Here is a 23,529-nt window from a genome sequence, read left to right as displayed (position 1 = left end):
AACAGGATCGTTCGTGTCGAGCTACCTTCGGCTGAGCCGTTCAGGCACGTTCACTCACCGGGAAGCCCCTGGTCGACGACGGCGTCGAGGTCAGCGAAGAACCTGTCGGCGTCGAGCGGCGCCTCGTGCGCGAACATCGCGAGGACCTACGTCGCCCAGCTCGCAGCCGGGCAGCGCCGCCGCCACCCGCGCTCGGTCAATCATCATGATCGGGCGCCCGGCCTCCGGTGATGCTTATCGGAGACCATCGCGAAACCGCCCGTTTCCCCCGGCACGATGAGTGATCCTATGGCTGCGCACCGGACGACCGGACGGCAGGGCCACGCCGTCCCAGCGCTCCGCCTCACCGACCGGCACCGATGATGCTGTGGCGTGCGCTGACATACTTCCGGGGCACCCCCGGTTCCTGTCCGCGGGGGAGCGGCGGTCCGCGGTGGCAGTTTGCCCGGTTCCAGCCGGGGGAGCCTGCCGGCGCAGGCACACGTCCCACCATCGAGGAAAGGCTGATCGCATGGGCGTTTCGATTGAAACCCTCTCGCAGGGAGACGGCAAGACTTTCCCCAAGAAGGGGGACCGGGTGACGATTCACTACGTCGGCACCCTGCGTGACGGCCGGCAGTTCGACTCGTCCCGTGACCGGGGCGCGCCGTTCGTCACCGAGATCGGTGTCGGCAGGGTCATCAAGGGATGGGACGAGGGGGTTCCCCAGCTTTCCCTCGGTGAGAAGGCCGTGCTCACCATCACGCCCGACTACGGGTACGGCCCCGGCGGTTTCCCGCCCGTCATCCCGCCGAACTCCGACCTCCTCTTCGAGGTGGAGCTTCTCGCCATCAACTGACCTGGTGACAGAGCTGGGAGCGCGCGGACCGGCGGCAGCCCGCTCGGGCCGCCGCCGGCCGCGTTCCACCGGGCGGCCGAGAGTCGCGTCAGGGAGATGGGCAGCTCACGGTGATGTGCAGGTCACGGTGATGGGCAGGTGGCGCCGGCCCATCCCATGACCATGCAGTAGGTGCCGCGGCTGACCTTCCACTCGCCATCGACGATCAGGGCGTTACCGTTCTGCTCCCCGAAGTCGATCCCGCCCTGGTAGGCGATGCGGAAACGAAGCGCCGCGTGCCGCGGGTCGGTGAAGACGATGTCGCTCGTGGTCACAGCGGCGGTGTGTGTCGCCTCGGGGAAGTTCTGTATCGCCTGGGCGAGGGCCGGTGAACGCCTGCGCGTAGGCCGCCTTGGCGGCGGCCTCCGCCCGGGCGCGGACGAACGGCTGGGGTCCGTTTCCCCCGGCCAGGGCCGCCTGCGCGGGGATCATGGCCGAGACCGCGGCGACCAGGAGCGTCAGTGCGGCCAGGTGCCGCCTCCGGCGCGTGCGGGTGGTTCCGTTGCCGGCCGGGCGTCGGCCCGGTCGATCGGACATCGTCATCGAGTCCTCCTCTGCGGCGTGGTTGCCGCATTCGGATAGATGCCGGCATGTCCGGTCAGGTTGACGCGAAACGGGCGGAATCTCCTGGGGCAGGGACGATCGCCTGGATGTGCACCGTGAACAGCGATTCGCCTGCCGGCGGACAGCGCGCGGTGCTGTGCGGAGTGGCGAGTGGTGTCAGCGGTTGACGTACGTGCCGTCGCAGCTGTAGATCCGCGTCCTGCCGTCGTCGTTGTCGTCGACGTAGCTGAGCTTGAGGCTTCCGTCGTAGATCCAGCCGGCGGTGGTGGAGCCGTCCAGGCGGGCCCACCACCACAGGTTGTTGTGGCCGTTGACGACGCTGCAGTGCAGCCAGACCTTCTTGCCCTTGGCCAGGCTCGCGACCGCGCCGCATGCCGCGTACGGCCCGCTGCGCAGCGAGGAGGCCTCGGTCAGCACGCCGTACCCGTCGCCGTTGTAGCCGTGGCTCGGGCTGCCGGGGCATCCGCTCACGGCCGTGCTGGACGGCGCCGGTTTCGGGGTGGGGGCCGGTGCCTGTGGCGCGGTCGCTCCCGGCGTGGTCGCGGCCGGCGGTGGGGTGAGGGGAGTCGCGGGGCCGCCCGCGCCCGCGGGCGGTGAACCGGGCGCGCCGGCTCCCAGCCCACCCGGTGGGGTGCCGGGAACGGGCAGGCCCGGCCCGGGCGCCACCGGACCGGGGAGGCCCGCCTTCGGATCGAAGGGCGGCCTGGCGGGGTCCGCCGTGGGCCCGTTCACGGCCGAGGCGACCATGGGCGTGGAGGGCGACGGCTCGTCGGAGCGGGTGAGCAGCACGGCGGCGAGCGCGCAGACCACGACGAACGCGACCGCGCCGATCGCGCCGACCAGCCAGGGACGGCGGCCGTGGCCGGACCGGCGCGGTGCCCCACCCGCCGCGACGCCGCCGGCCGCTGGGATGCCGCCGGCTCCGGCGGGGGCGGCGGTAGGCGGTTCGGTGAAGGCCGGGGACGGAGCTGGAGCTGGAGTCGGGGGTGGGGTGGGCAGCGGGGCGAGGTGGTAGCGGGTTACCTCGGCGGCGACGGTGGGGGGCAGCCACCCCGCGCCGGTGGTCAACTGTTCGTCCGAGGTCAGCCGGTCGATCGGGGCGATCAGTCGGCAGAGCTCGATCAGCTCGGTGGGGGTCGGCCGGCGCGCGGGGTCCTTCTCCAGGCAGTGGGCCAGAACGTCGCGTACCTGCGGCGGGCAGCCATCCCAGTCGGGCTGCTGGTGCTCGATGCGGTGGAAGACGGCGGCGTCGACGCCGAACGGCGGCCGGCCGGTCAGGGCGTAGTAGGCGGTGGCCCCGAGGGCGAAAATGTCACCGGATCGGTCGAGCTGCGCCCCGCGAACCTGTTCGGGAGCCATGAAGGCGGGTGTTCCGAGGCGCGCTCCGGTCTGTGTCATCGCGGCCGTCGCGGCGTCGAGGGCGCGCGCGACACCGAAGTCGATGACGCGCGGGCCGTCCGCCGCGAGAATGACGTTTCCTGGTTTCAGGTCGCGGTGGATCACCCCGACCCGGTGAATGGACTGCAGGGCCTCCGCGACACCCGCGATCAGCATCAGGACGGTCGTGGCGGGCAGCGCACCCGTCCGTGCCACGGCTATCGCGAGCGACGGGGCGGGGACGTAGGCCGTGGCGATCCACGGGCGCACCGCGTCGGGATCGGCGTCGATGACCGGAACCGTGTAGGGGCCCTGCACCCGCTGTGCGATCGCGACCTCTTTCGCGAACCGGGCGCGGAAGTCGGGGTCGGCGGCGAACTCCGGACGGACCACCTTGACCGCGAGCGGTCGTCCGCCGGGGGTGTGCGAGAGGTACACGGCGCCCATGCCGCCCTCGCCGATCCGGGCCCGCAGCGGGTAGCCGCTGATCTCGTCCGGGTCGTGCGCGGTGAGCGGGGTGAAGACGGCGTCCCAGGCACGGGTGAACGTTCCGCCCGCCGCCGACGTCCCGCGTGTCGGCGTCTCGGGTGGGAGGGACGCGGGTTGCGGTGCGTGGCCACCGGATGGCGGCGGGTGCGGGTCGCTTCCCACCGTCCTCGGTGGCGTGCTGCGCATCATGCCCTCCGGATGCCGGCCCGCTTCGGTTCCGGCATGCCGGCTGAGACCGCCGGAACCGGATGAAGATCGTCAAAACCAGTCGAGACTGCAGAAACCGGTCGAGATCATCGGAAAATGCCGATCTTCATCATATTGGCCGGTCAGTGGGCGGCCAGCGGAGGGTGGAGCCCCGGGACGCGCTACCGGGGCGCGTGCGGCTCCTGACCGGCCGCCGGCGCCGGGGCTTCCGCCGGACGTTCCAGGCGCGGCCAGATGTCCGGTTGTGACCCGTCGACGTCGGTGAAGCCGTACTCGGCCGCGAGCTGGCCGGAGGTCACCGAGCGCTGGTTCCAGCGGGCCCGTCCCGGATCGGCGGCCAGCGCGGCGACGGCGCGCCCGACATAACGCGGCGACTCGGAGAACGCGAAGTCCGGCGGAGCACCGCCGGTCGGAGCGCCGCCGGTCGAGGCGCTGTCGGGCGGGGCGAGGGCGTCGCGCCAGGTCTCCTCGGTGACGCCGAACGCCTCGAGCATCATCTCCGAGCGCAGCCAGCCGGGCGTGACGGCGACGGCGGTCCCGCCGTGCGGGGCGATCTCGTGGCCCTGCGAGAAGGCGAGCCGGTTCACGGCGACCTTGGCGAGGTCGTAGTACACGGAGATCCGGTAGTTGGCCGCGTTGTAGTCCGTCGTCCCGTCGGTCACCTCGACGACCAGCCCGCCCGGGCGGTCGATCAGCAGCGGGAGCAGGTGGTGGGAGGTGATCAGGTGGGTGTCCACGGCGAGCCGCAGGATGCGCATCCCGCGGTCGAGGCCGTGTTCCCAGACCGGCGTGTCCCACTCGCTCGGCCCGCCCTTGAGGACCTCGCCGCCCCAGATGTCGTTGACGAGCACGTCGAGGTGCCCGTGCTCGGCGCGGACGCGGTCGGCGAGCCGCCGCACCTGCTCCGGGTCCAGATGGTCGACGGGGACGGCGATGCCGGCACCACCGAGCCCGGTGACGAGCTCCGCGGTCTCCTCGATCGTCTCGGCGCGGTCGTAGTCGGAGCGCAGGACGCCCGTCCTGCTGCTGCGGCCGGTGCAGATGACGGTGGCGCCGGCCTCACCGAGGGCCGCCGCGATCCCGCGACCCGCGCCGCGGGTGGCACCGGCGACGACGGCCACGCGCCCGCGAAGGGCGCTCCTGTCGGGAGCCCAGGGCGTGCGGACCGCCGCGGCCGCCGTGCGGACCGTCGCGGGTGGTGTCGCCTGCGCGGACATGGGCCCGAATATGCCAGCGGGCGGGTCAGTGGCGGAACTGGACCGGATCGACGGCGAGCCGGTTCGTGGCCGCCCAGTCCCGGCCCCACTCCCACATCGCCTGCAGCACCGGGCCGAGGGACCGGCCCTGCGCCGTCAGCGCGTACTCGACGTGCTGCCGTGCTGACGGGTATCCGGTCGACGATTTGGATCGCCTCGAGCTCCCGCAGCCGCTGCGCCAGCATCTTCTCGGTGATGTCGGGGATGAGCCGGCGCAGCTGTGCGAACCGTAGCCGGTCGTGTTCCTTCAGATGGGCGAGGACGACCGGCGTCCACTTCCCGCCGATGACGTCGACCGTGACCTCGACGTGGCAGTGATAGCTGCGGCCGGGCCGCGCCGTGCCCGGGGGCTGGGGCGTGTCCGGGGACATCGTCACCACTCCTCACCACTCCTCGCGGGACGCCGTGCCCGCATGGTACGCACTTTTTTGTGCGTACCCCGGGGATCGCCTATGCCAGGTTTCCCGCTGATAGTTTCGGGTTCTCCCCAGTCGCCGGAGGCGAAAAGGTGATCCGGCTGTGATCGTCGAGTACATCCGATACCGGATACCGGAACACAGCACTGACGAGTTCGAGAAGGCGTATTCGCGAGCCGCAGCGGTGCTCGAGTGGTCGCGGAACTGCCTGTCGTTCGAGCTCACCCGCTGCGTCGAGACGAACGTCCAGTACATCCTGCGCATTCAGTGGGATTCGGTCGCCGGTCATCTGGACGGCTTCCGGCGGAGCGCGGAGTTCCGTGAGTTCCTGGCGCAGATCGGGCCGTACGTCGAACACATCGAGGAGATGCAGCACTATTCTCCCACGGCGGTCGCCGGGCGGGGCGGGGGAGCACCCGAGCCGCCCACCCTTTACGAATGGGCCGGCGGCGCCGAGGCCTTCGAGCGGCTCCTTACCCGTTTCTACGAGACCGTCGTCGAGGACGACCTTCTCGCGCCGCTGTTCGCGGGCATGAATCCGGCGCACGCCCACCACGTGGCGATGTGGCTCGGCGAGGTTTTCGGTGGCCCGGCCGAGTACACCGAGAAACGCGGCGGGTACGAGAACATGCTCGCCCACCACGTCGGCAGGGCCATCACCGAGCCGCAGCGCCGACGGTGGGTGAGCCTGCTCGTCGACGCGGCGGACGAGGTCGGGCTGCCGGGCGATCCCGAGTTCCGGGCGGCGTTCATGGGCTATGTCGAATGGGGCACCCGCCTCGCCGTCGAGAACTCCACGCCCAGCGCCACACCCATGCCGCACGCGCCGGTTCCGCGTTGGGGCTGGGGCGTAGCGCCGCCCTGGCAGCCATCCTGAGCCGCTTTCAGTCGGTGGGTGGTGGCGGCGGTGCCGCTCGCGCGAGCCGGCCGGCAAGCTCGCGGACGCGGTCGACGAGCTCGTGCGGTTCGAGCACGTCGAAGTCCGCGTCGACGAGGCTGAGGTAGATCGCGAGCGCGTCCAGCGAGTTGGAACCCGTCCGGACCAGGCAGCTCTCGTCGTCGAGTGCCTCGATCACGGCGGAGGTCGGGCTGAGCGAGGCGGCGATCACCCCGGCGGGTGCATGGTAGCGCACGCGGGCCTGGTACCGGTACCCGGCGGTGGAGACCGACCAGGACGTGTACGCCTGGATGTCGTCCGCGGGTGGGTCCCGGGGGGTGAACCTCGGGCCGGTCGGGGTCTTCGGCGCGATGCGGTCGAGGCGGAAGTTGCGCCAGGCGCCACGGCCGACGTCCCAGGCGATGAGGTACCAGCGCCACCCGGTGTGGACGAGGGTGTGCGGTTCGGCGATCCGCGCGGTCGGTGTCCCGTTGTGGTCGCGGTAGTCGAACCGCAGCTGCTGGTTCTCGCGGCAGGCGGTCGCCACGGCCATCAGGACGTCCGGGTCGACGGCCGCGGGATTCGTGCCACGCAGGGACACTGTGACCGAGTGTAGCGCCAACACCCGGTGCCGAAGCCGGGTCGGCAGGACCTGCTCGAGCTTCGTCAGCGCACGGATGGCGGACTCGGCGATGCCCTCGACCGAGCCGCCGGCGGCGGTGCGCAGGCTCACGGCGACGGCGACGGCCTCGTCGTCGTCGAGCAGCAGGGGCGGCAGCTGGGCACCCGCGCCGAGGCGGTAGCCACCGGCCGTGCCGGGTGCGGCGTGCACGGGGTAGCCGAGGCTGCGCAGCTTGTCGACGTCCCGCCGGACGGTGCGGGCGGTGACCCCGAGCCGGTCGGCCAGGTCCGCCCCGGACCAGTCTCGGTGGGTCTGCAGCAGCGAGAGCAGCCGGAGCAGGCGGGCCGAGGTCTCGAGCATGTCCCGAGTCTGCCGTGGCCAGCGGACAGCTTCGGTCCGCGATCGGCCGCTTCTCGTCGGATGCTTTACGACTGATCCGGTTGATTGTCCGGAAAGTGGTAGGGCCGCATGAGGCCACAAGTGGACACATGTCACGTTCCCGGGCCCGGCGTGATCCCGTGGATCGGGGGGATGGCCCAGAAGACGCCACGAACCCTGACCGGTCAGCTACCTTCCCCTACATGCGCGGTCTGGGGCGTGGTGGATCATCACTTTCCGAGATGGGACCGTCGCGGTGCGAGGAGGTCTGATATGTGTCATCTGTTCGCGATGAGCAGCGGCGGCGAGCGGATCCAGGCGACCTTCTGGCTGCTGGACGCGCCAGACAGCCCGCGGGCCCAGACCCGCCGTCCCCCGGACGGCGCGGGCTTCGGCTTCTTTGACGACGAAGGCCGGCCCGAGGTGGTCAGGCAGGCGATTCGTTCCCGCGCCGACACGGCGTTCGCCCGCGAGGCGCAGCAGGTCACGTCGTCGACGTTCGTCGCGCATGTGCGGCACGCCTCGACCGGGCGGGTCGATGACCGCAACACACACCCATTCGTCCAGGATGGTCGGATCTTCGCCCACAACGGGGTCATCGAGGGGCTGGGTAAGCTCGACGCAGAGCTTGGCACGACATGCTCCGGCGTGCTCGGCGACACCGACTCGGAGCGCTACTTCGCCCTGGTCACCCGCGAGATCGCGGCGCGGGACGGCGACGTCGCGGCGGGCATCACGGCCGCGGCGAACTGGATCGCCGAGAACCTGCCGCTCTACTCGATCAACATGATCCTGGCCAGCGGGGACGATCTGTGGGCGCTGCGGTATCCCGACACGAATGGTCTGCATGTGCTCCAGCGGGCCCCGGGCGGGCGTAACAACCGTCACCTGGATCACGCCAGCCCGTTCAGCGAGATCCGGGTCCGCTCGGTCGACCTGACGACCCGCCCCGCGGTGGTCGTCGAGAGCGAGCGGATGGACGAGGACCCACGGTGGCGGCTGATGGCCAGCGGGGAACTGCTGCACGTCGGCCCGGGCCTCAAGGTGACGTCCAGCATCGTCGTGGCCGGCCCGCCGGCGCATCCGCTGACCCTCGACGACCTTCGTCCCGAGGCGGCCGCGTCGCAGACGACCGCCGTCCCCGACCTCCCGGTCTCGGCCTGAGCGCGGGCACGGTCTGAGCTCGGAGCGGTCTGAGCGGGCACAGCCGGGGCGGGCGGCCGGGGCGGGGAGCGTGCCGGCCATGACTTCACCACAGCCTGTGGATAACTTGTGGAAAGTGTGTGGAGAGCTGTGGACAGCTGCGGCCCCCGCTCGCGCCACCCGGCCGCCCCGCCAGACCGGCATCCCTGGTGGGGCAGGCTTTTCGAGCTGGCTCCGGCGCGCGCCGCCTGCCCCGTCCGGCGGTGGACGGCCTGTTGACGGCGGACAGCACCGGGCGGGCATCGGGCGGGCGCCGTGGCACTACCCGGAGACGGCGGCCTACGGCCCGATCGGGCCAGCGTGAGCACCACTTCCGGGCGGGCCCGTCGACACCGGGCGGGAGCGGCGCGACCTGGATGACTCGCTTCCGTTTCGCCGGACGACGTCCCGCGGGGGGCCGCACGGTCCCCGTCGGCCGTGACGATTGTCCCCTCTCGTGGTTATGGTCGACTCAGGGCCCTCCCCGCTCGAACCGCCGCCGTGGTGGCATCCCGGTCATCCCGGGGCGGCACTGCCGAAACGTCGAGTACGCAAAGCCGGTCAGATACGCAATACCGGCCAAGTGTGCTATATCAGTCAAATACGTAAAGGCCGGTCGAGTACGCAACGCCGGAGTTCAGGCCTTGGTCGGCCCGAAAGCGCCGATCGCCTGGATGAATCATCGCACCGCATGGCCGGATGGTGGGGTCACCTGAGCTCCGGGATTCCGGCTTCCAGCCGGAACACCCGTCACCGGACACCGTGGATTCGCGGCCGTTGGTGTCGCCGGCGGCCGTTGACCGACATGAAAGACATCGACGACCTGCGACGACACCCGCGACCGCGGTGGACAGAGTGGACAACCCGGACTGGCAGCTCGGACGGACAAGGGACGGACGTCCCGAATCGCCGGGGTGACATACCCATCAGGACCACGTCGAGACGTGAGGAGGACCGCGGCATCGGGTAGGAGGACCCGATCGGATCGCGACGTCGATGACGACGATGTGACCAGCGAGAAGGGATCACGAGTGACCATAAATGTCGCCAGGACCGGGCTCTGGATGCCCGCCGGGCAGTGGCCACGTGGCACGGCCGAACGTCGCGACACCGCCCAGGAGCTCGAGGAGCTCGGCTACGAGATGGTCTGGTTGGGCGGCGCGACGGCGGACCTGGAACTACCGGCGGCGCTGCTGGAGTCCACCGAGAACCTGTGTGTAGGCACCGGGATCCTGAACATCTGGACCGAACCGGTCGACCTGCTGGCCGACACCTACGGCATGTTGGAGAAGGCCCATCCCAGCCGCCTGCTGCTCGGGGTGGGAACCGGGCACGCGAAGCGGGTCGAGGCGACGACGGGTCGCCGCTACCACCACCCCTACGGCGCCGTCCTGTCCTACCTCGACGCGCTCGACGCGGTGGGCATCCCCGTCTCGGCGCGGGTGCTGGCGGCGCTCGGGCCGCGCATGCTCGGCCTGGCCGCGCAGCGGGCAGCCGGGGCGCACCCCTTCCTCGTCACACCGGAACACACCCGGATGGCACGGGAGATCCTCGGCGGCGGCGCACTGCTCGCGCCCGAGCAGAAGATCATCCTGGAGACGGACGCCGACCGGGCCCGCGCGATCGGGCGGGCCGCGCTGGCGGTCTACCTGGACCTGCCGAACTACACGAACAACCTGCGGCGGCTCGGCTTCACCGACGCCGACCTGGCCGGCGGCGGCAGCGACCGCCTGGTCGACGCCCTCGTGGCGTGGGGCGACATGGACACCATCCGGGCACGGCTGGACGAGCACCGCGCGGCCGGCGCGGATCACGTCTGCGCGCAGATCCTCACCGGCAGCCGGGAGCTGCCGCGGGAGCAGTGGCGTGACCTGGCCGCGGGGCTCGACCTGAGGCCGCGGGCGGGCGCCGGAGCTCACGGAACCGGCCTCTGACCGCGGTGGAAAGGCGGCCGCCGGGTTCGCGGTGACCTCGGGGCCCCGAGGTCACCAAAAAGATCCACTGGCAGTCTTGCCTGCGAAGGTAGTACCTTCGCAGAACCGAGTTCGTGCTGCCCTGTGTCTGCGGCCCTGTCACGGAGTGTGACGTATGCCCGCAGATCGTTCTTTTCTCGACGAAGCAGCCCGCACGGGAGCAATCCGCACACCGGCGGCGCCAACCCCGGTTGGTCCGGCCGATGCCTCGGCGCGTCCCACGCCTTCTGCCCCGGCCGAGGTTCCGGCCACTCCCGCCCCGGCCGGTAAACCCGATGGATCCGAGGGCGCACCTCGTCCCCGAGCCGCCGCGGACGCCTCCTGCGAGGTGTCCGCGGCGGGGCCCGCGAGTGGGCCCGCGAACTTCCTGAGCGAGAGCGGCGGCCTGCTGGACAGCCTGATGACCGGCATGGACGTCGGCGAGCGCTCCCGGATGCTCGGGATGATCAGCTCGAGCGTGGAGGCCGAGCGGGAGGCCGCGCTCGACGGCCGGATACGTCGCCAGGTCGACGTGGGACCTCGCCACCGGCGGCGGCGTGAACCAGGTCAGGAGCCCGATCCGGCGTCGGCCGGCGCGGGCCCGGATGACGTCTCCGACCCCGCCGAGCGTTCCGGGCGCGTCGACCGGTGATCCCCGAGGGCTTCCTGGTTGCTCTCGATGATCCCATGGCGCTGAAGATCACGGTACGGCTGAACCCGTGGGGTGCCACGGCGGCGCTCGACGGCGACCTGGACATGGCGACCGAGGCGCCGGCCGGGGCCGCCCTCGACGCCGTGCTGACCGCGGTCGCCGCCCGGCGTACGCGCTCTCCCGGGCCTGTGGGGCCTGTGGGGCTGGTGCTCGACGTGTCCCGGGTGTTCGCCGACGTCCGCGGACTCACTGTGCTGCACCTGCTGTGGCGCGCCGGGGAGCGCCGCGCGGTCGCCGTCGCGCTCAGCGGAGCGGGGCCGCTGCTGCACCGTATGGTGAAGCTGCTCACGTCGCCTGGAGTTCCGCTCTACCCTGACGTCGCCGAAGCCTGGAACGCCGTGCTGACCACGTCCGAGCGAGTGGAGCGGGTGGTAGTCGGCGGTCGTGCCGACGGTGCCTCTCCGCGCCCTCCGGCCAGTCGCGGGAGAACACATGGAGATCGAAAAGGCGCGCCTGGACGCCAGCCTGACCCGGCTGCACCACCTCGTCCCCGAGCGGGTAGAGCTCGGTGAGCTGCTGTCCGAGGCCGTGCGCGCGATCACCGACGTCTTCGGGCTCGACGGCGCTGGCATCCTCGTCGTCGACGCCGACCGGGCCCTGCGCAGCGTCGCCGCGAGCAACAGCAGCGGGCGCCTGCTGGAACAGGTGCAGGAGGAGCTCGGTGAGGGCCCGTGCGTCGAGTCCTTCGTCCTGGACGAGCTGGTGGTGAGCCCGGATCTCGCGGGTGAGGCCCGCTGGCCGCAGGCCAGGCCCAGGCTGCTCGCCGGCGGGGTGCGGGCGGTCCTCGGCGTGCCGATCCGGATGGGCGGCGGCCCGATCGGGACGTTGAACGTCGCCGACGACTCGCCCCGGGAGTGGACCTCCGCCGAGCGCGAGGCCCTCGAGCGGTTCGGGCAGGTGCTGGAGAGCATCCTGCTCGCCGGTATGGTCGCCGACCGCAGCACCAAGCTGGCCCGCCAGCTGCAGTTCGCCCTCGACTACCGCGTCCCCATTGACCGGGCCGTCGGCTACCTGATGGCCGTCTGGGACACGGACGCCGTCACCGCCTTCGAACGGCTGCGCCGCGCGGCGCGCAGCAGCCGCCGACGGGTGTCCGAACTGGCCGAGGAGATTCTCGCCGGGCGGGTCCGGCTCTGAGACCCGCGGGTCCGGCTCTGGGTCCGCGGGTCCGGCTCCGAGGCCCGCGAGGCCGTCGTCGCCCGAGGCCCCCGGTTTCCCCGAAGCCTGCGGCTGTCTCGACCCCGCTTCCGGGGGTTAGCCCGATGGCTGCCGCGCCTCGTGTTCTTGTTCACTGTCCGCGGGGAAGCTTCGGGTTGTCACCAGACCGACAGGCCACATGTCTACCGCTTGCTCGCCTGGTCGGGAAGTGTCGGCCCCTGATGCCACCATCCGGTGAGTGATGGCCGTGGATTTCCCCACGGCAGAGACGAATTAGCTAGAGGAATAACGAATGATCCAGAAAGGAGGGTGATGATCGAGGCACGAGGGCTGACCAAGCGTTACGGCCGTACCGTTGCCGTCAACGACCTGACCTTCACGGTGCAGCCCGGCAAGGTGACCGGCTTCCTGGGCCCCAACGGCGCGGGTAAGTCGACCACGATGCGCATGATTCTCGGGCTCGACCACCCGTCGGCCGGCAAGGTCCTGATCGGCGGGCGCAGGTACCGGGAGCTCAAGGAGCCGCTGCGCGAGGTCGGCGCGCTGCTCGAGGCGAAGTGGGTCCACCCCAACCGCTCGGCGCGCGCACACCTGCGCTGGATGGCCGCTTCCAACCGGCTGCCCGCCAAGCGGGTGGACGAGGTCCTGGAGATCGTCGGTCTCACCGGGGTGGCCGGGCGCCGGGCCGGGGGCTACTCCCTCGGCATGGCCCAGCGCCTCGGGATCGCGGTCGCGCTGCTCGGTGACCCCGGGGTGCTGCTGTTCGACGAGCCGGTGAACGGCCTGGACCCGGAGGGAATCCTCTGGATTCGCCAGTTCATGCATCGGCTCGCCGATGAGGGTCGCACGGTGTTCGTGTCCAGCCATCTCCTCTCCGAGATGGCGCTGACCGCCCAGGAACTCATCGTCATCGGCCGCGGGCGACTCATCGCGCAGACGAGCACCAAGGAGTTCATCAACTCGGCGTCCGACTCCTCGGTGCGGGTACGCGGCCCCGAGATGGAGCGGCTGCACAGTGTCCTCACCGGCCAGGGCCTGGCGGTCCAGGAGACACCCGCCACCACCGACATCCCGGCCGCCCTGGTGGTTCGCGGCAGCTCCACCGAGCAGGTGGGCGAGCTGGCCGGCACCGTCGGGCTGGTCCTGCACGAGCTCTCCGAGTCGCGTGGCTCGCTGGAGCAGGCGTTCATCCAGATGACCGGCGGCGACGTCGAGTATCACGCGGGCGGTGTCGGCCCCACCGGGCCGCTCGTCGGCACCGGGCCGGCCGGCGCACCCGGTGTTCCCGGGTTTGCCGGCCCGCCGCCCGGCGCGGTGCCACCAGGGGGTGCTCCTCCCGGCGCTGTGCCCGCCCCCACCCCTCCGGGCGCGACACCCGCCGGACCATCGGGCCCCGGCGGCCCGTCGGTACCGGCGCCTACCAGCCCCGGTACCGATGCCTGGACGGGGGTCAACAAGCCATGACGCTGCTCACCGTCGAGCGGATCAAGCTCTTCTCCACCCGCTCGCCCTGGTGGTGCATGATCCTCGCGGTCGCGCTCACCGTCGGCCTCACCGCGGTCTTCAGCGCCGCGACCAAGCCGAGTGACCTCGCCGATCTGACACCGAGCGTGACGCAGTTCGCGTACAACTTCGGGCTCGTCGTGATGATGGTGATGGCGGCGCTGGCCGTCACCACTGAGTACCGCTTCGGGACGATCAGGTCGACGTTCCTCGCCGTTCCCAGCCGGACGCCGGCGCTGCTGGCGAAGACGGTCGTCGTCGCCGGGCTCGCCGGGATCGTCGGCGAGATCACCGCGGTGGCCTCCTGGGGCGTCGCGCGCCTGATCCAGCCGGACGCCCCGCTGGTCCTGAACACCAGCCAGGAGTACCGCAACGTCTTCGGGATCGGGCTGATCTACCTTCTCGCGGCAATCTTCGCGATCGGTCTCAGTCTGTTGATCCGGCACAGCGCGGGCGCGATCGTGGTCATGCTCGTCTACCTGTTCCTGGCGGAGAGCCTGCTGCCGGTCATCCCGCGCATCGGTGACCACATCCAGGACTGGTTGCCCTTCATCGTCGGGAACAACTTCATCGTCGCGGGGCAGCCGGAGACGAACGACGGGCCGCCGGTGGTCGGGGGCCTGCCCTTCGGGCCCTGGGGATCGTTGATCTACTTCGCCGCAGTCTGCCTCGGCATCCTGGCGATCGGCCTCGCCGCCGCCAAGCGGCGGGACGCCTGACCCACCGCGGGAAGTCTGGCCCCCAGCGGGTCGCCTGACCCGCTGGGGAAGTCGACTGATCGGGGCTGCGGGGGGCCCGGCCGGACGTCGTTCCGGTCGGGCTCTGTGGCGTCGGGCGCTGTGGAGTCGGTCCTTCTGGAAGCCGGGCTCGGGATGCTCGGTCGAGATTGTGCCGATTGCTGCCTCCAGGCAGGCAGTTTGTGGTCTGAAGCAGGGCCCGCGCGCATCCCACGCCGCTACTGTGGGTAGCGAATACTCTGATGCGACAGCTGTGGTGGCGGGGAGTGGCTCGTCCGCGGCTGTTCGGAGCATTCGACAGCGACCCCGGGCATTTCTGCCTCACCTCGGCGGCCCGCGTCGCGATCGTCGCCCCCGCCCTGCTCGCCCTCGTCTCCACGCTTGTCGGCGATGTGCGGATGAGCCTGTTCGCCTGGTTCGGCGCCTACGCGCTCCTCGAGTTCGTCGACTTCGACGGGCCCCGACCGGCCCGGCTCACCGCCTACCTCACGCTCGCCACCACCGGTGCCGGGATGGTCGTCCTCGGCACGCTCGGCTCGCGCTCGCCCTGGCTGGCGGCGTCGATGACCGCGGTCGTGGCCTTCGTTGTGATGTTCTCCGGCGTGCTGAACGCCAAGGTCGCCGTCGCCGGCCGATCCGCGTTGCTCGCCTTCGTGCTGCCTGTGATGACACCCGGCCCGATCTCGGCGATACCGGAACGGCTGGTCGGCTGGGGGCTGGCCTCGGTCGCCTCGATCACCGCCGCGATGCTGCTCTGGCCGCGCCGCCCGCCGGACCGCCTGCGCGCGGAGACGGCGGACGTCTGCCACGCGCTCGCGACGGCCGTGAGCTGGCAGCCCCAGGTGCCGGACCCGCCGGCGGCGGTGTCGCGCGGTCCGGCGGCCGACGTGTCGCGGCGTCCGGCGCCCGATCTCTGGCCGGCGCTGCGGCGGCTGCGGCGGCAGTTCGTCGCGACGGCCCACCGCCCGACCGGGGTCGGTGGCCGTGCGGCGGCGCTCGGCCACCTGGTGATGGACGTCAACTGGCTGGTGCCGTTCGCCCTTCCGTGGCCGGAGCGGGACCGGACCGCCCGCGCCTGCTTTCCCGCGGAGGCCGCCGAGCTGCACGCCGCCGTCACGGCGACGCTGCGCGCGGCGGCCACCCGCATCGGACCGTCCGACCACGGTCGGCCCAGGGCCAGGGCCAGGGCCGACGGCGGGGGTGGTGGGGTGCGGGTCGGGGACGATCGGCTCGGGATCGCGCGACTGGAACGGTCCGAGCGGGCGATGCGGTCGGCGTTGCTGCGGCAGCTGCGGGAGCCGGCGCCTGCCTGCCCACCGGACCTCGCCGCGGCCGAGGCGTTCCACCTGCGCCGGTTGGCCCGGGGGGCCAGGGAACTGGCGCTGAACGTGCTGCGGGTGACCGGCCTCCTCCCGCCCCGCCCGCCTGCGAGTCCCGTCCGGCGCACCGTGGACGCGTTCCATCACGCGCGCCGGCTGGTGCGCGAGCGGGGAACCGCCGCGACCGATCTCGCCGCCGGCTACGCCAGCCCGCGGTCGGTGTGGTTCCGCAACAGCGTGCGCGGCTCCCTCGGCCTCACCACGGCGGTGATCATCGCCCAGGCCGCCGGGCTCCAGCACGGCTTCTGGGTCGTGCTGGGGACCTTGTCCGTCCTGCGCTCGAACGCCATGGCCACCGGTTCCGCCGCGGTACGCGCGCTCGCCGGCACCGGAGTCGGCATCGTCGTGGGTGGCCTTTTCGTGGTCGCCGTCGGCACCCACACCGCCGTCCTGTGGGCGGTTCTCCCGCTCGCCGTGCTGCTCGGGAGCTACTCCCGCCGCAGGTCGGGGTTCGTACTGGGCCAGGCGGGCTTCACGGTCGCCGTGCTCATGCTGTTCAACATCGTCGAACCCGCCGGCTGGCGGGTGGGCATAGTACGGATCCAGGACGTCACGATCGGGTTCGGGGTGAGCATCGTCGTCGGTGCCCTGCTGTGGCCCCGCGGTGCGGTCGCCGTGATCCGGACCCACGCCGAATCCGCCTACCGAAGTGCGGTGACGTTCCTCGATCTCGTCGTCCCGCACGCGCCGGGTGCCCCCGAGCATCCGGCCGTGGCACCGGCCGCCCGCGAGGCGATCCGGGCCGGCCGCCTCCTCGACGACGCCGTACGCCAGTTCCTCGCCGAGCAGCCGCCGGGCCGCTTCGACGTCGACGCGCTGATGACGATCGCCGCCGGCGCGCTGCGTATCCGGCGGACGGCGCAGCTCCTGTGGAACGGGGACGTCCCCTGGCCGCCCGATCTGACGCCCGATCTCCCACGCGCGGCCGGCGCCGGCCGCGCCGAGGCCACCGGCTTCGCCGTCGCCCAGGGCATCCTCATCGAGGACATGCGGGACCTCTGCCGTTGGTACACCGCCTACGCCACGGCCCTCGGCGCCGCGCGGCAGCCACCCGAGCCCGAAGCCGGCTCCGGCCGGGCCGCTACAGCCGGGCTGATCATGATCCACAGGGCTGCCCGCGCGCACCGCGGCCCCGAGATCCTCGCCGGTGCCGCGCTGACCTCCCGGGCCGCCTACCTGGACATCCTGCGCGACCTGCAGCCCCGGCTGACGGCCGCCGCCACGGCGCTCGACCGGACGTCCGACGGCGGCCGGGACCGCCCGCGCAAGCCGGTCGATCAGGCGCCGGGGCCCCAGGGGTCGCGGCCGGCCCCGGAACGCTCGCGAGCCTTCATCCGAGCCTCGTAGACGTGCCGCTGGCCGTCGGTGAGCAGGGCGCGCACTCGTTCCTCCGTGCTGACGAACGGCCGGTAGTACAGGTCGTCGTACTCCTCGACGATCTGGAACGTCCACCGTCCGTCCAGCACGTTGCGGCCGTGCAGCTCCCGCCGTACCTCGGCCGCCAGCCGCGGGTGCCCGGCCTCGCACAGGGCGTCCAGCGCCTCGCCGAGAATGAGATCGGCGCGGCCGGAGAGCTGGTGGAAGGAGTACAGCGCGCCCCGAGCGCGCTCCACCCACTCGAGGGCCTCGCTGAGCTTGCCGGCCGCCGCAGAGGTCGCGTCGTCGACCTGCGGGACCGTCCGATCAGCCGCGGGCTCTGCGGGCTCTGCGAGCTCTGCGGGTGTGGCGGGCGTCGCGGAGGACGGGGGCGGCGTGGGTGCGGCGCGCGCTGTGGGCTTCTGGGCCGCCCACGAGGTGTGGCGATCGTGCCGCCCCGCGGTGTTCGGTGCATGGGCACTGGTCACAGTCCTGGCGTGCCCGGCCGGGCCGGACACAATCAAACCGATCTTGCGCGGACCACCTGAGGCGACCGGCACGATGGGCGTGGCGCGAGGCCGACGACGGAGGAGAACACGGTGGACCACGAAGACACTGATGGTCCGTGGTGGGTGCACTGCCGGTGCGGTGAGCTCAACGGCGAACATCCGACCGAAGCCGACGCCCGTGCGGCGGCGGATGGCCATTCGGCCTCGGACAGGCGATGCGGCGAGATCTCGATGAGCGCCTGCCGACCGGGCGTCGGCTTCGTGCCGATGTTCCTGCTGGGCGACGACAGCTGCACCGACGCGACGACCGACCAGGAGGCCGACGGCCAGTGGCAGGTCACCTGCTCCTGCGGCGCGCTGGACAGCCTGCGTTTCCTCACCGCACAGGACGCCCAGGCGGCGATGGATGATCATCTCGATGCCGAGGACGACCGCGCCCGCGCGCTCTTCGAGCAACTCGCCGGGGACGGCTTCGAGGGCCGCCTCCGCCGCGGCTGACGAGCCGGGGTCAGGGGCCTTTCGTCTCCCGACCGAGACAGTCGGGTGATGTCCCGGACACCACGGCCGCGGGCTGTGAGACCCTGGTCAGGTACCCGGCGGGCACATGACAGACGAACTCCGGCAAGCCGGACACAGCCTGGCAGAGTCTCCGCAGGTCAGGAGGGCTCGCCTAGTGGCCGATGGCGGCGGTCTTGAAAACCATCTCAGAGGCTGCCGACACACCCGCCGCGTGGTCCCCTTGACTTCGATGAACGTGTCACGATCTGGCCTGTTGTCCAGGAATGATCGTTGGCTGTGGTCTCACTGAGCCTCACCCACACCAACTGCTGACAAGCGTCCACGGAACAGACGCGGAACGGTTCCGTGGCCTCGTCAGCGGTCATGGTCTTGGGTCGACAGCAGATATTGACCAAGGTGCTCGTTGGCAAGCAGACCCGCACCGCAGGCGCGTCAGCGCCGAGGAGCGGAAGCTGCGCGGCAGCGGATTGAGAGATCATCGGCGGCTCGTCCGCCCGTGTTTATAGACGTCGGCCCGTGTTTATAGACGTCGGCCGGTGCCGGTCACGGGCTCGGCTTTGTCCGCCGAGGCCGTGACCGGCCGCTGCTGTTCGCGGGCTCGGCTGCCGCCCTAGCCTCCATCCGCTGCGGTCTGCTTGCCGTGGCGGACGGTGGAGATGCATCGGATCCGTAGCAAGACCTGGATCATCCGGTGACGCACGTGGACGTCCGTCACGTCCGCTGACCTAACGCGTTCCGTCCGCATGCCGATAGGCACGCTTCAGGGCTTCTTAATCGGCGGCCCACCTAAAGGAGAGTCTCTTCCCTTGGGCTTCAGGTGGAATCTGGACGCGGTAAATAGGGGTCCTGGCTCCAAAAGTCTTAGCTTTCCAGAGTACGATTGAACCTTGATCGACCGCGTCCCATTCGAATTCGGCGAGTCCTATTTGGGCCCCTTCCGCCTCAACGTCTCCGACGCGCTGATCATTTGAATTCTTCAGCTCGAGGCCCTTCCACCAATTTACGGCACCAAGAAGAGAGAGGCGGACGTAAATGACGTCGGGGTCGTCATTGTCGGCGATCGAGAGCTTTATTCGATCCTGTTGCAACGGCTTTCCGTCAACCAGATCCTGCCATGATATATCAGGCATCTTACCCTCCTCGTGCGATTTGATTTGACGGCATCCCGAGACTGATTGTGGCGCTCAAATTGGCCCGGCAAGCAAGGACTGCGCCTGCAGTCGACCGCATACCTGTGAAGCCCCGTGATGCGCTTCCTGTGCCCGCGCATGCCCGCGATCAATCCTTTCGTCTTGAATATTTTCTTAGCAGTCGGCGGGATTGTGCTGAAAATTCAAGCTGTGTCGCTTCGCGGAACGTCCGGCGCCGTCGTTGATTGCAAGGATATCTGCAGATGTATACCGGTATCGACCATGCGGTGCTTGTATCGACCATGCGGTTGGAGGTGTGGCGCGCTCGGCGAGCACGGCCGCGCGCAGGCGATCGCGCGACATGCCCCGCCTGGCATCTTGAACTCGGACCGCAATACTGGAGTAAACGCCGCATCCATTGGGCATCGGCACCTGGTGTTGCGATGCGTGCAGGTACGTAGCGTCACTGGGATGTACCTATCGGCAAGGAGATAGTTGTGGCCCGATCGGATGCAGTTGCAGAGGGAATCGTCTCGTGGACCGCCAAGCCAAGGAGTCGGACCTCCGCCGAAATGTGCAAGCTTCGCGGACTCCCGCCGCGCTCCGGCGCGAAGGTGAAGGAGATGCATCCGCTTCTATTCTATTTCACCTCATCAGAGTATCTCGAGGAGATCGTTAGATGCGGAATCGGGAAGCCGAAATCATATGTATGGCTGACTCCGGTGGCATACAGTGCATGCCTCGCCCCTTACAGGCTCGGGCTACCCTCCCCAAGAGATGTGTGCCTGGTCGTCGACCCGGAATCCATACCCGAGCTTTGGGGGCCGGGCGTCTCTCCACAGCGGGAGGAAGGAGTGTGGAACGGAGGCGGAATCGAGTATCTCGCGCGATCGCCTATCCCGGCTTTGAGTCTTGTCAAGGCGTTCATCATGGAACCGTGTGGCGATGTGAATGGGGTTTGGAGTGAGCATGACTAGCACGACTGATCCCAATGGGGCCACGCGAGCGGCTATAGATGAAGTTATCGTGCAGCTCAGGAAGTCCGTTGATCTGCCAATACTTCCCCCTCTCGTGTGCTGGGATTCTGGGCGCTACTACTGGATTATGACACGCGAACTTCCGTCGGCAGAGTGCGATTCTAAGAATGCGGCAACCCCGGTTCCGGAAGTCAGTGTTGTCATGAAGGAAAGCGCGTCCGCCGCAAGCGAATTCGCTAGATGGGGAAATGGTCTAGACTCGCCAAAGCCTGAAGTTGCAGTCTGGCTGCGGATCTGGGTTGAGAATCTTTGTAAGTCTGTTCTATATAGGCAAATTGGGGGTAGCTGGGCTGTAAGTACGCCAGATATCAGGTTCAAGCATGAACTACAGACTGCTATAAGAAGCGGATTCTCGTTCGATGAGTATGCGATGTGGAAAATGGGTGCGGAGGTCGCCGATCGCGCGCATCATATACAGGAACTCGCCAGGTCGATCGGAACCGACAGATCTATCCGTTGAAATAACGTCGGCGTTCGCGATACAAGTGAGGTTTTGTCTGCTTGGCGCTTAGCTGCCTGCGACGCGCCGGCGAGCATGGCGCGCCAGCGCCACGCGCAGCCGCCGCGCGGCGCGGGCCTGCACCGCATCTTGATTCTAAATCGGGGATTTCGGCAACGCGCGGCCTATGTGGTTGCCTCGTGTCGGCGGCGCCATGCGGCACATCGTTCGACGTAGGCGGGTAGGTGCTCGCGGGCGAAGTCGTCCGGGCTCCACGTGGCGGCGGGGAGTAGTTCGGCGGGGTCGGCGCAGATGTAGGCCCATGCGTGGCGGTCGTGGTCCAGGGCGATGCGTCCGATGGTGTAGAAGTCTGCTTCGAAGGCGTCGAGGGTCTCCCGCTCGGTGGGGGTGAGGTCGTCGAAGAGATGGCCGGTCGCGGTGGCGTCTTGGTCGTGGATGAGGCCGGGGTAGATGCGTTCGGGGAGGGCGATGACGCGCCATCCGGTGACGGTGACCGGGGTGCGGTGGGGGTCGCGGTCGATGAGGACGCGGAGCACCTCAGGGAAGAGAAGGCTTCCGTAGACGAACAGGGGCGCCGGGTCCGCCGATGCGGGGGCCAGTCGGCCAGAGGTCGGTGAGCTGGCTCGGGGTGAGGGGCTGTGTGTAGGTGGCACGGAAGACCTTCCCCACGGTGTCGGTGTCGGCGGTGTCGGCGAGATTGACGAACCAGTCGATGCCGGCGGGGTAGGCCCACAGATAGCTGCGTAGCTGGGGGTCGTTGCCGCGGTCGGTGAGGATGTCTGCGATCGTGCCCGCGGTCCAGAACGGGACGCGGGCGCGGGCGTGCTCGGCGCATGCGGCGGCGGAGTGGCCGGTGTTGATGGCCTGGTGGAGCTCGGCGCGGACGAGCTGGAGGTAGTGGTCCAGGCGGACGCGGGCGGTGACCGCGGCGTCGTCGGGGATGACGAACAGCGGCATGGCCTGGGCGATGCCTTCCAACAGCACCTGGTACGGCACGTGGACCGACAGCAGACGCGGCCAGGGAACGTCGGTGGTCTCGGCGGTGCTGGTGTAGCTGGCGCTTTGGAGGGCGTGGCCCAGGATCTCGTGCAACGCGAACTGGCGTAGCCGGGTCTTGGTGAAGGCGGCGTTGCGGAGGTTGAACCGTAGCCGGACTTGGTGGCCGGTGCCGTCCAGCCAGTAGGCCCAGTAGGCGTCGACGTCAGCAGTCGTGATGTCCAGGGTGTACGGCGCATCGGTTTCGGCAAGCGCCCGGACGGCCGGCTCCAGCTCGTCCGCGGCGGCCCGGATCAGGTCCGGTGCGTCAGCGGTGTCGACAGGGCCTTCGGCGTCGCGGAGCTGGCGGTCGGTGTCCGGTCCCCAGGAAATCCCAAGGTCGGCCAGTGCCGCGCGGGCACGGTCCCCTACGGCCGTGATGTACTCGTCGGGCCATCCGCCGGCGGGGCATCCCTGGGTGGCGCTCAGGTAGGGGTCGAGCGGGGACCGCTCGCCGAGCAAGGCGCCGAGATGGGCCAGATGCGCGCGGAGCTGTTTGGCGCATACCGGGTCGTTCTCGGCTTCGGCGCGTTCGTTCAGCCTGCTGAGCGTGTCGTAGACGTCCAGCCTGCTCTGGGCGGCGGTGACCGGGGCGGCCGTGGGGGCACAGTCGAAGTCGATGACCGGTGCGGCGCCACGGGCGGTTTCGTGGGCGTCCCACGCGCGTAGGGTCTGCTCTACCGCGTCACGGAGACGCATGAGTGGTGTCCCATCGCAACGTCACGAACTGGTTCGGCCGGAGGTTGTAACGCGTCAGCTCGATGACGACGCCGTTCTCGTCGCGGGAGAACGACAGGCCGTCGGTCGCTGAGATCTCCGACCCGTCCGGCCGGTCCTCGGTTGCGGTGCATCGGGTGAGCGACGTGACGCCTTGGTGGCGAAGCCGGATCGTGAACGTGCCCGTCGGCCGGACGATCGACTGCCGCCAGTAGTGGTCGTAGACGAACCGTCCGCCGGAGCTGCGGTAGCCGACGATCGCGGACTCACCGGGCTGGATCGCGGGGAAGACCTGGCAGGCGAACCGGGCGTTCAGCTCGGTGTCGTGGATGCGCTGGATGATGATGTTCCGGTCGGGGGAGGGCAGGGCCTCGATCTGCAACAGACCGTTGGTGGTCTCGAACCACAGCTCCCGGTTCAACCGGGTGAACGGTGTCGCCGTCGCGTTGTAGATCTCGTGCCGGTAGGTCAGGGTCGCCCATCCGTCGTCGGCAACGTCGATGTCGATGGTCAGGCTGCGGTCCACGACGTCACCGGTCACCACTCCGGACGTGACCGGTGCGGCTGGTCCGGGTGTGCGGCTGGCGGCCTGTTCGGGGATGGCGGGTGTCCGGGCCTCGTCCGGTGCGGTCGGCGCTGGTGCCGCGGGTTCGGCAATGGTCGCCGGTGCGGTGGCTTCCCACGGGCGTGGGGCGAGACGGAAGTAGGCACCGGGGATGCGTAGGGCGTCGGCGATGCGCTCGACCAGTTCGAGCGTGGCGATCCGGGTTTCTCCGGACATGACCCGGCTGACGCGGCTTTGGGTGAGGCCGCGGACGGGTGAGGAGACGCGGTCCTGACTGGCGCCGTCGTACTTGCGCATCAGACGGAAGATCGTCTGGAAGTCCATGGCTTCGCAGGCGGCGCGGAACTCGCCTCGTCCGAGGAGTTCGGGCGAGACGGTGTACGGAGGGGCGGGCTGGGCCATCCGCCATCTCCTCGGGTGCGGGCCGACTGGGATGGTCAGCGGGTGGTCAGGTCGCTACGCAGAGACTAACCCGGCCATGCAACGGTGGTATGGCCTGTTCGCGGTTGTTGTGT

General features: G+C 70.0%; 21 protein-coding genes and 1 pseudogene. 12 read left to right on the top strand and 10 right to left on the bottom strand.

Features of this window, described 5'->3' with window-relative positions; translation table 11 throughout:
• Positions 1–511: 511 nt before the first annotated feature.
• A complete protein-coding gene (locus E0504_RS04015) occupies positions 512–838 on the top strand; it encodes an FKBP-type peptidyl-prolyl cis-trans isomerase (RefSeq protein ID WP_071060870.1) in 327 nt (108 codons plus the stop codon).
• A 122-nt stretch (positions 839–960) separates the two neighbouring features.
• Here E0504_RS04015 and E0504_RS04010 read toward each other — a convergent pair whose 3' ends face one another.
• From E0504_RS04010 to E0504_RS54030, 4 genes and pseudogenes are all read right to left on the bottom strand, one after another.
• Entirely contained in the window at positions 961–1,152 is a 192-nt protein-coding gene (locus tag E0504_RS04010) for a hypothetical protein (RefSeq protein ID WP_112105566.1), read from the bottom strand.
• A gap of 445 nt (positions 1,153–1,597) precedes the next feature.
• Positions 1,598–3,493, bottom strand: coding sequence for a serine/threonine-protein kinase (locus tag E0504_RS04005; RefSeq protein ID WP_131622074.1), 1,896 nt, complete (start codon positions 3,491–3,493; stop codon positions 1,598–1,600).
• Positions 3,494–3,675: 182 nt separating this feature from the next.
• Positions 3,676–4,731 carry an SDR family oxidoreductase gene (locus tag E0504_RS04000; RefSeq protein ID WP_131622059.1) on the bottom strand — a complete coding sequence of 352 codons (1,056 nt, stop codon included), beginning with the start codon at positions 4,729–4,731 and terminating at the stop codon, positions 3,676–3,678.
• Positions 4,732–4,756: 25 nt separating this feature from the next.
• A pseudogene (locus E0504_RS54030) lies at positions 4,757–5,141 on the bottom strand (winged helix-turn-helix transcriptional regulator).
• Positions 5,142–5,289: 148 nt separating this feature from the next.
• Here E0504_RS54030 and E0504_RS03990 point away from each other — a divergent pair.
• Positions 5,290–6,063, top strand: coding sequence for an antibiotic biosynthesis monooxygenase (locus tag E0504_RS03990; protein WP_131622057.1), 774 nt, complete (start codon positions 5,290–5,292; stop codon positions 6,061–6,063).
• A 7-nt stretch (positions 6,064–6,070) separates the two neighbouring features.
• Here the strand turns inward: E0504_RS03990 and E0504_RS03985 are convergent, their stop codons facing one another.
• Entirely contained in the window at positions 6,071–7,045 is a 975-nt protein-coding gene (locus tag E0504_RS03985; protein ID WP_112109005.1) for a YafY family protein, read from the bottom strand.
• A gap of 291 nt (positions 7,046–7,336) precedes the next feature.
• Between E0504_RS03985 and E0504_RS03980 the strand changes: the two genes are divergently transcribed.
• From E0504_RS03980 to E0504_RS03945, 8 genes are all read left to right on the top strand, one after another.
• The gene (locus tag E0504_RS03980; RefSeq protein ID WP_112109006.1) at positions 7,337–8,227 is read left to right on the top strand and encodes a class II glutamine amidotransferase; all 891 of its coding nucleotides are present in this window, start codon (positions 7,337–7,339) and stop codon (positions 8,225–8,227) included.
• Between the two features lie 1,049 nt (positions 8,228–9,276).
• A complete protein-coding gene (locus E0504_RS03975; RefSeq protein ID WP_071060878.1) occupies positions 9,277–10,179 on the top strand; it encodes an LLM class F420-dependent oxidoreductase in 903 nt (300 codons plus the stop codon).
• 367 nt (positions 10,180–10,546) lie between these two features.
• Positions 10,547–10,849, top strand: a complete 303-nt coding sequence (locus E0504_RS03970) for a hypothetical protein (protein ID WP_071060879.1) — start codon at positions 10,547–10,549, stop codon at positions 10,847–10,849.
• Positions 10,846–11,421 (top strand): anti-sigma-factor, encoded by a 576-nt coding sequence (locus tag E0504_RS03965; RefSeq protein ID WP_243657403.1) that lies wholly within the window; start codon positions 10,846–10,848, stop codon positions 11,419–11,421. Before E0504_RS03970 ends, E0504_RS03965 begins: the two co-directional genes overlap by 4 nt.
• Positions 11,342–12,046 carry a GAF domain-containing protein gene (locus E0504_RS03960; RefSeq protein WP_071060883.1) on the top strand — a complete coding sequence of 235 codons (705 nt, stop codon included), beginning with the start codon at positions 11,342–11,344 and terminating at the stop codon, positions 12,044–12,046. Before E0504_RS03965 ends, E0504_RS03960 begins: the two co-directional genes overlap by 80 nt.
• Positions 12,047–12,379: 333 nt before the next feature.
• Positions 12,380–13,531, top strand: a complete 1,152-nt coding sequence (locus tag E0504_RS03955) for an ABC transporter ATP-binding protein (protein ID WP_071060885.1) — start codon at positions 12,380–12,382, stop codon at positions 13,529–13,531.
• Positions 13,528–14,289: an ABC transporter permease gene (locus tag E0504_RS03950; protein ID WP_071060886.1), complete on the top strand. Its 762-nt coding sequence runs from the start codon at positions 13,528–13,530 to the stop codon at positions 14,287–14,289. The genes E0504_RS03955 and E0504_RS03950 overlap by 4 nt, the downstream gene beginning before the upstream one ends.
• Positions 14,290–14,549: 260 nt before the next feature.
• Complete coding sequence (locus tag E0504_RS03945; RefSeq protein ID WP_131622055.1) at positions 14,550–17,033, top strand: FUSC family protein; 2,484 nt, start codon at positions 14,550–14,552, stop codon at positions 17,031–17,033.
• Here the strand turns inward: E0504_RS03945 and E0504_RS51905 are convergent.
• Positions 16,964–17,530, bottom strand: coding sequence for a hypothetical protein (locus E0504_RS51905; RefSeq protein WP_243657402.1), 567 nt, complete (start codon positions 17,528–17,530; stop codon positions 16,964–16,966). The two genes, E0504_RS03945 and E0504_RS51905, sit on opposite strands and share 70 nt — an antisense overlap.
• 111 nt (positions 17,531–17,641) lie before the next feature.
• Between E0504_RS51905 and E0504_RS03935 the strand changes: the two genes are divergently transcribed.
• Complete coding sequence (locus tag E0504_RS03935; protein ID WP_200835450.1) at positions 17,642–18,049, top strand: hypothetical protein; 408 nt, start codon at positions 17,642–17,644, stop codon at positions 18,047–18,049.
• 791 nt (positions 18,050–18,840) lie between these two features.
• Here the strand turns inward: E0504_RS03935 and E0504_RS03930 are convergent.
• Positions 18,841–19,200 (bottom strand): hypothetical protein, encoded by a 360-nt coding sequence (locus E0504_RS03930; RefSeq protein ID WP_131622054.1) that lies wholly within the window; start codon positions 19,198–19,200, stop codon positions 18,841–18,843.
• 969 nt (positions 19,201–20,169) lie between these two features.
• Here E0504_RS03930 and E0504_RS51180 point away from each other — a divergent pair.
• Positions 20,170–20,697 carry a hypothetical protein gene (locus E0504_RS51180; RefSeq protein WP_131622052.1) on the top strand — a complete coding sequence of 176 codons (528 nt, stop codon included), beginning with the start codon at positions 20,170–20,172 and terminating at the stop codon, positions 20,695–20,697.
• 164 nt (positions 20,698–20,861) lie between these two features.
• On the opposite strand, the gene E0504_RS03920 is transcribed toward E0504_RS51180, so the two are convergent.
• From E0504_RS03920 to E0504_RS03910, 3 genes are read right to left on the bottom strand one after another with little or no spacing between them, the layout of a single operon-like run.
• Positions 20,862–21,233: a gamma-glutamylcyclotransferase gene (locus tag E0504_RS03920; RefSeq protein ID WP_243657401.1), complete on the bottom strand. Its 372-nt coding sequence runs from the start codon at positions 21,231–21,233 to the stop codon at positions 20,862–20,864.
• 1 nt (position 21,234) lies between these two features.
• Positions 21,235–22,431 (bottom strand): hypothetical protein, encoded by a 1,197-nt coding sequence (locus tag E0504_RS03915; RefSeq protein WP_131622048.1) that lies wholly within the window; start codon positions 22,429–22,431, stop codon positions 21,235–21,237.
• On the bottom strand, positions 22,418–23,416 hold the full coding sequence (locus E0504_RS03910) for a helix-turn-helix transcriptional regulator (protein ID WP_131622046.1): 999 nt from the start codon (positions 23,414–23,416) through the stop codon (positions 22,418–22,420). The genes E0504_RS03915 and E0504_RS03910 overlap by 14 nt, the downstream gene beginning before the upstream one ends.
• Positions 23,417–23,529 lie beyond the last annotated feature (113 nt).

The organism is Parafrankia sp. BMG5.11, from assembly GCF_004337455.1.
Note: the sequence above shows the minus strand (reverse complement) of the source record. Positions and strands in the feature narration are given on the sequence as shown.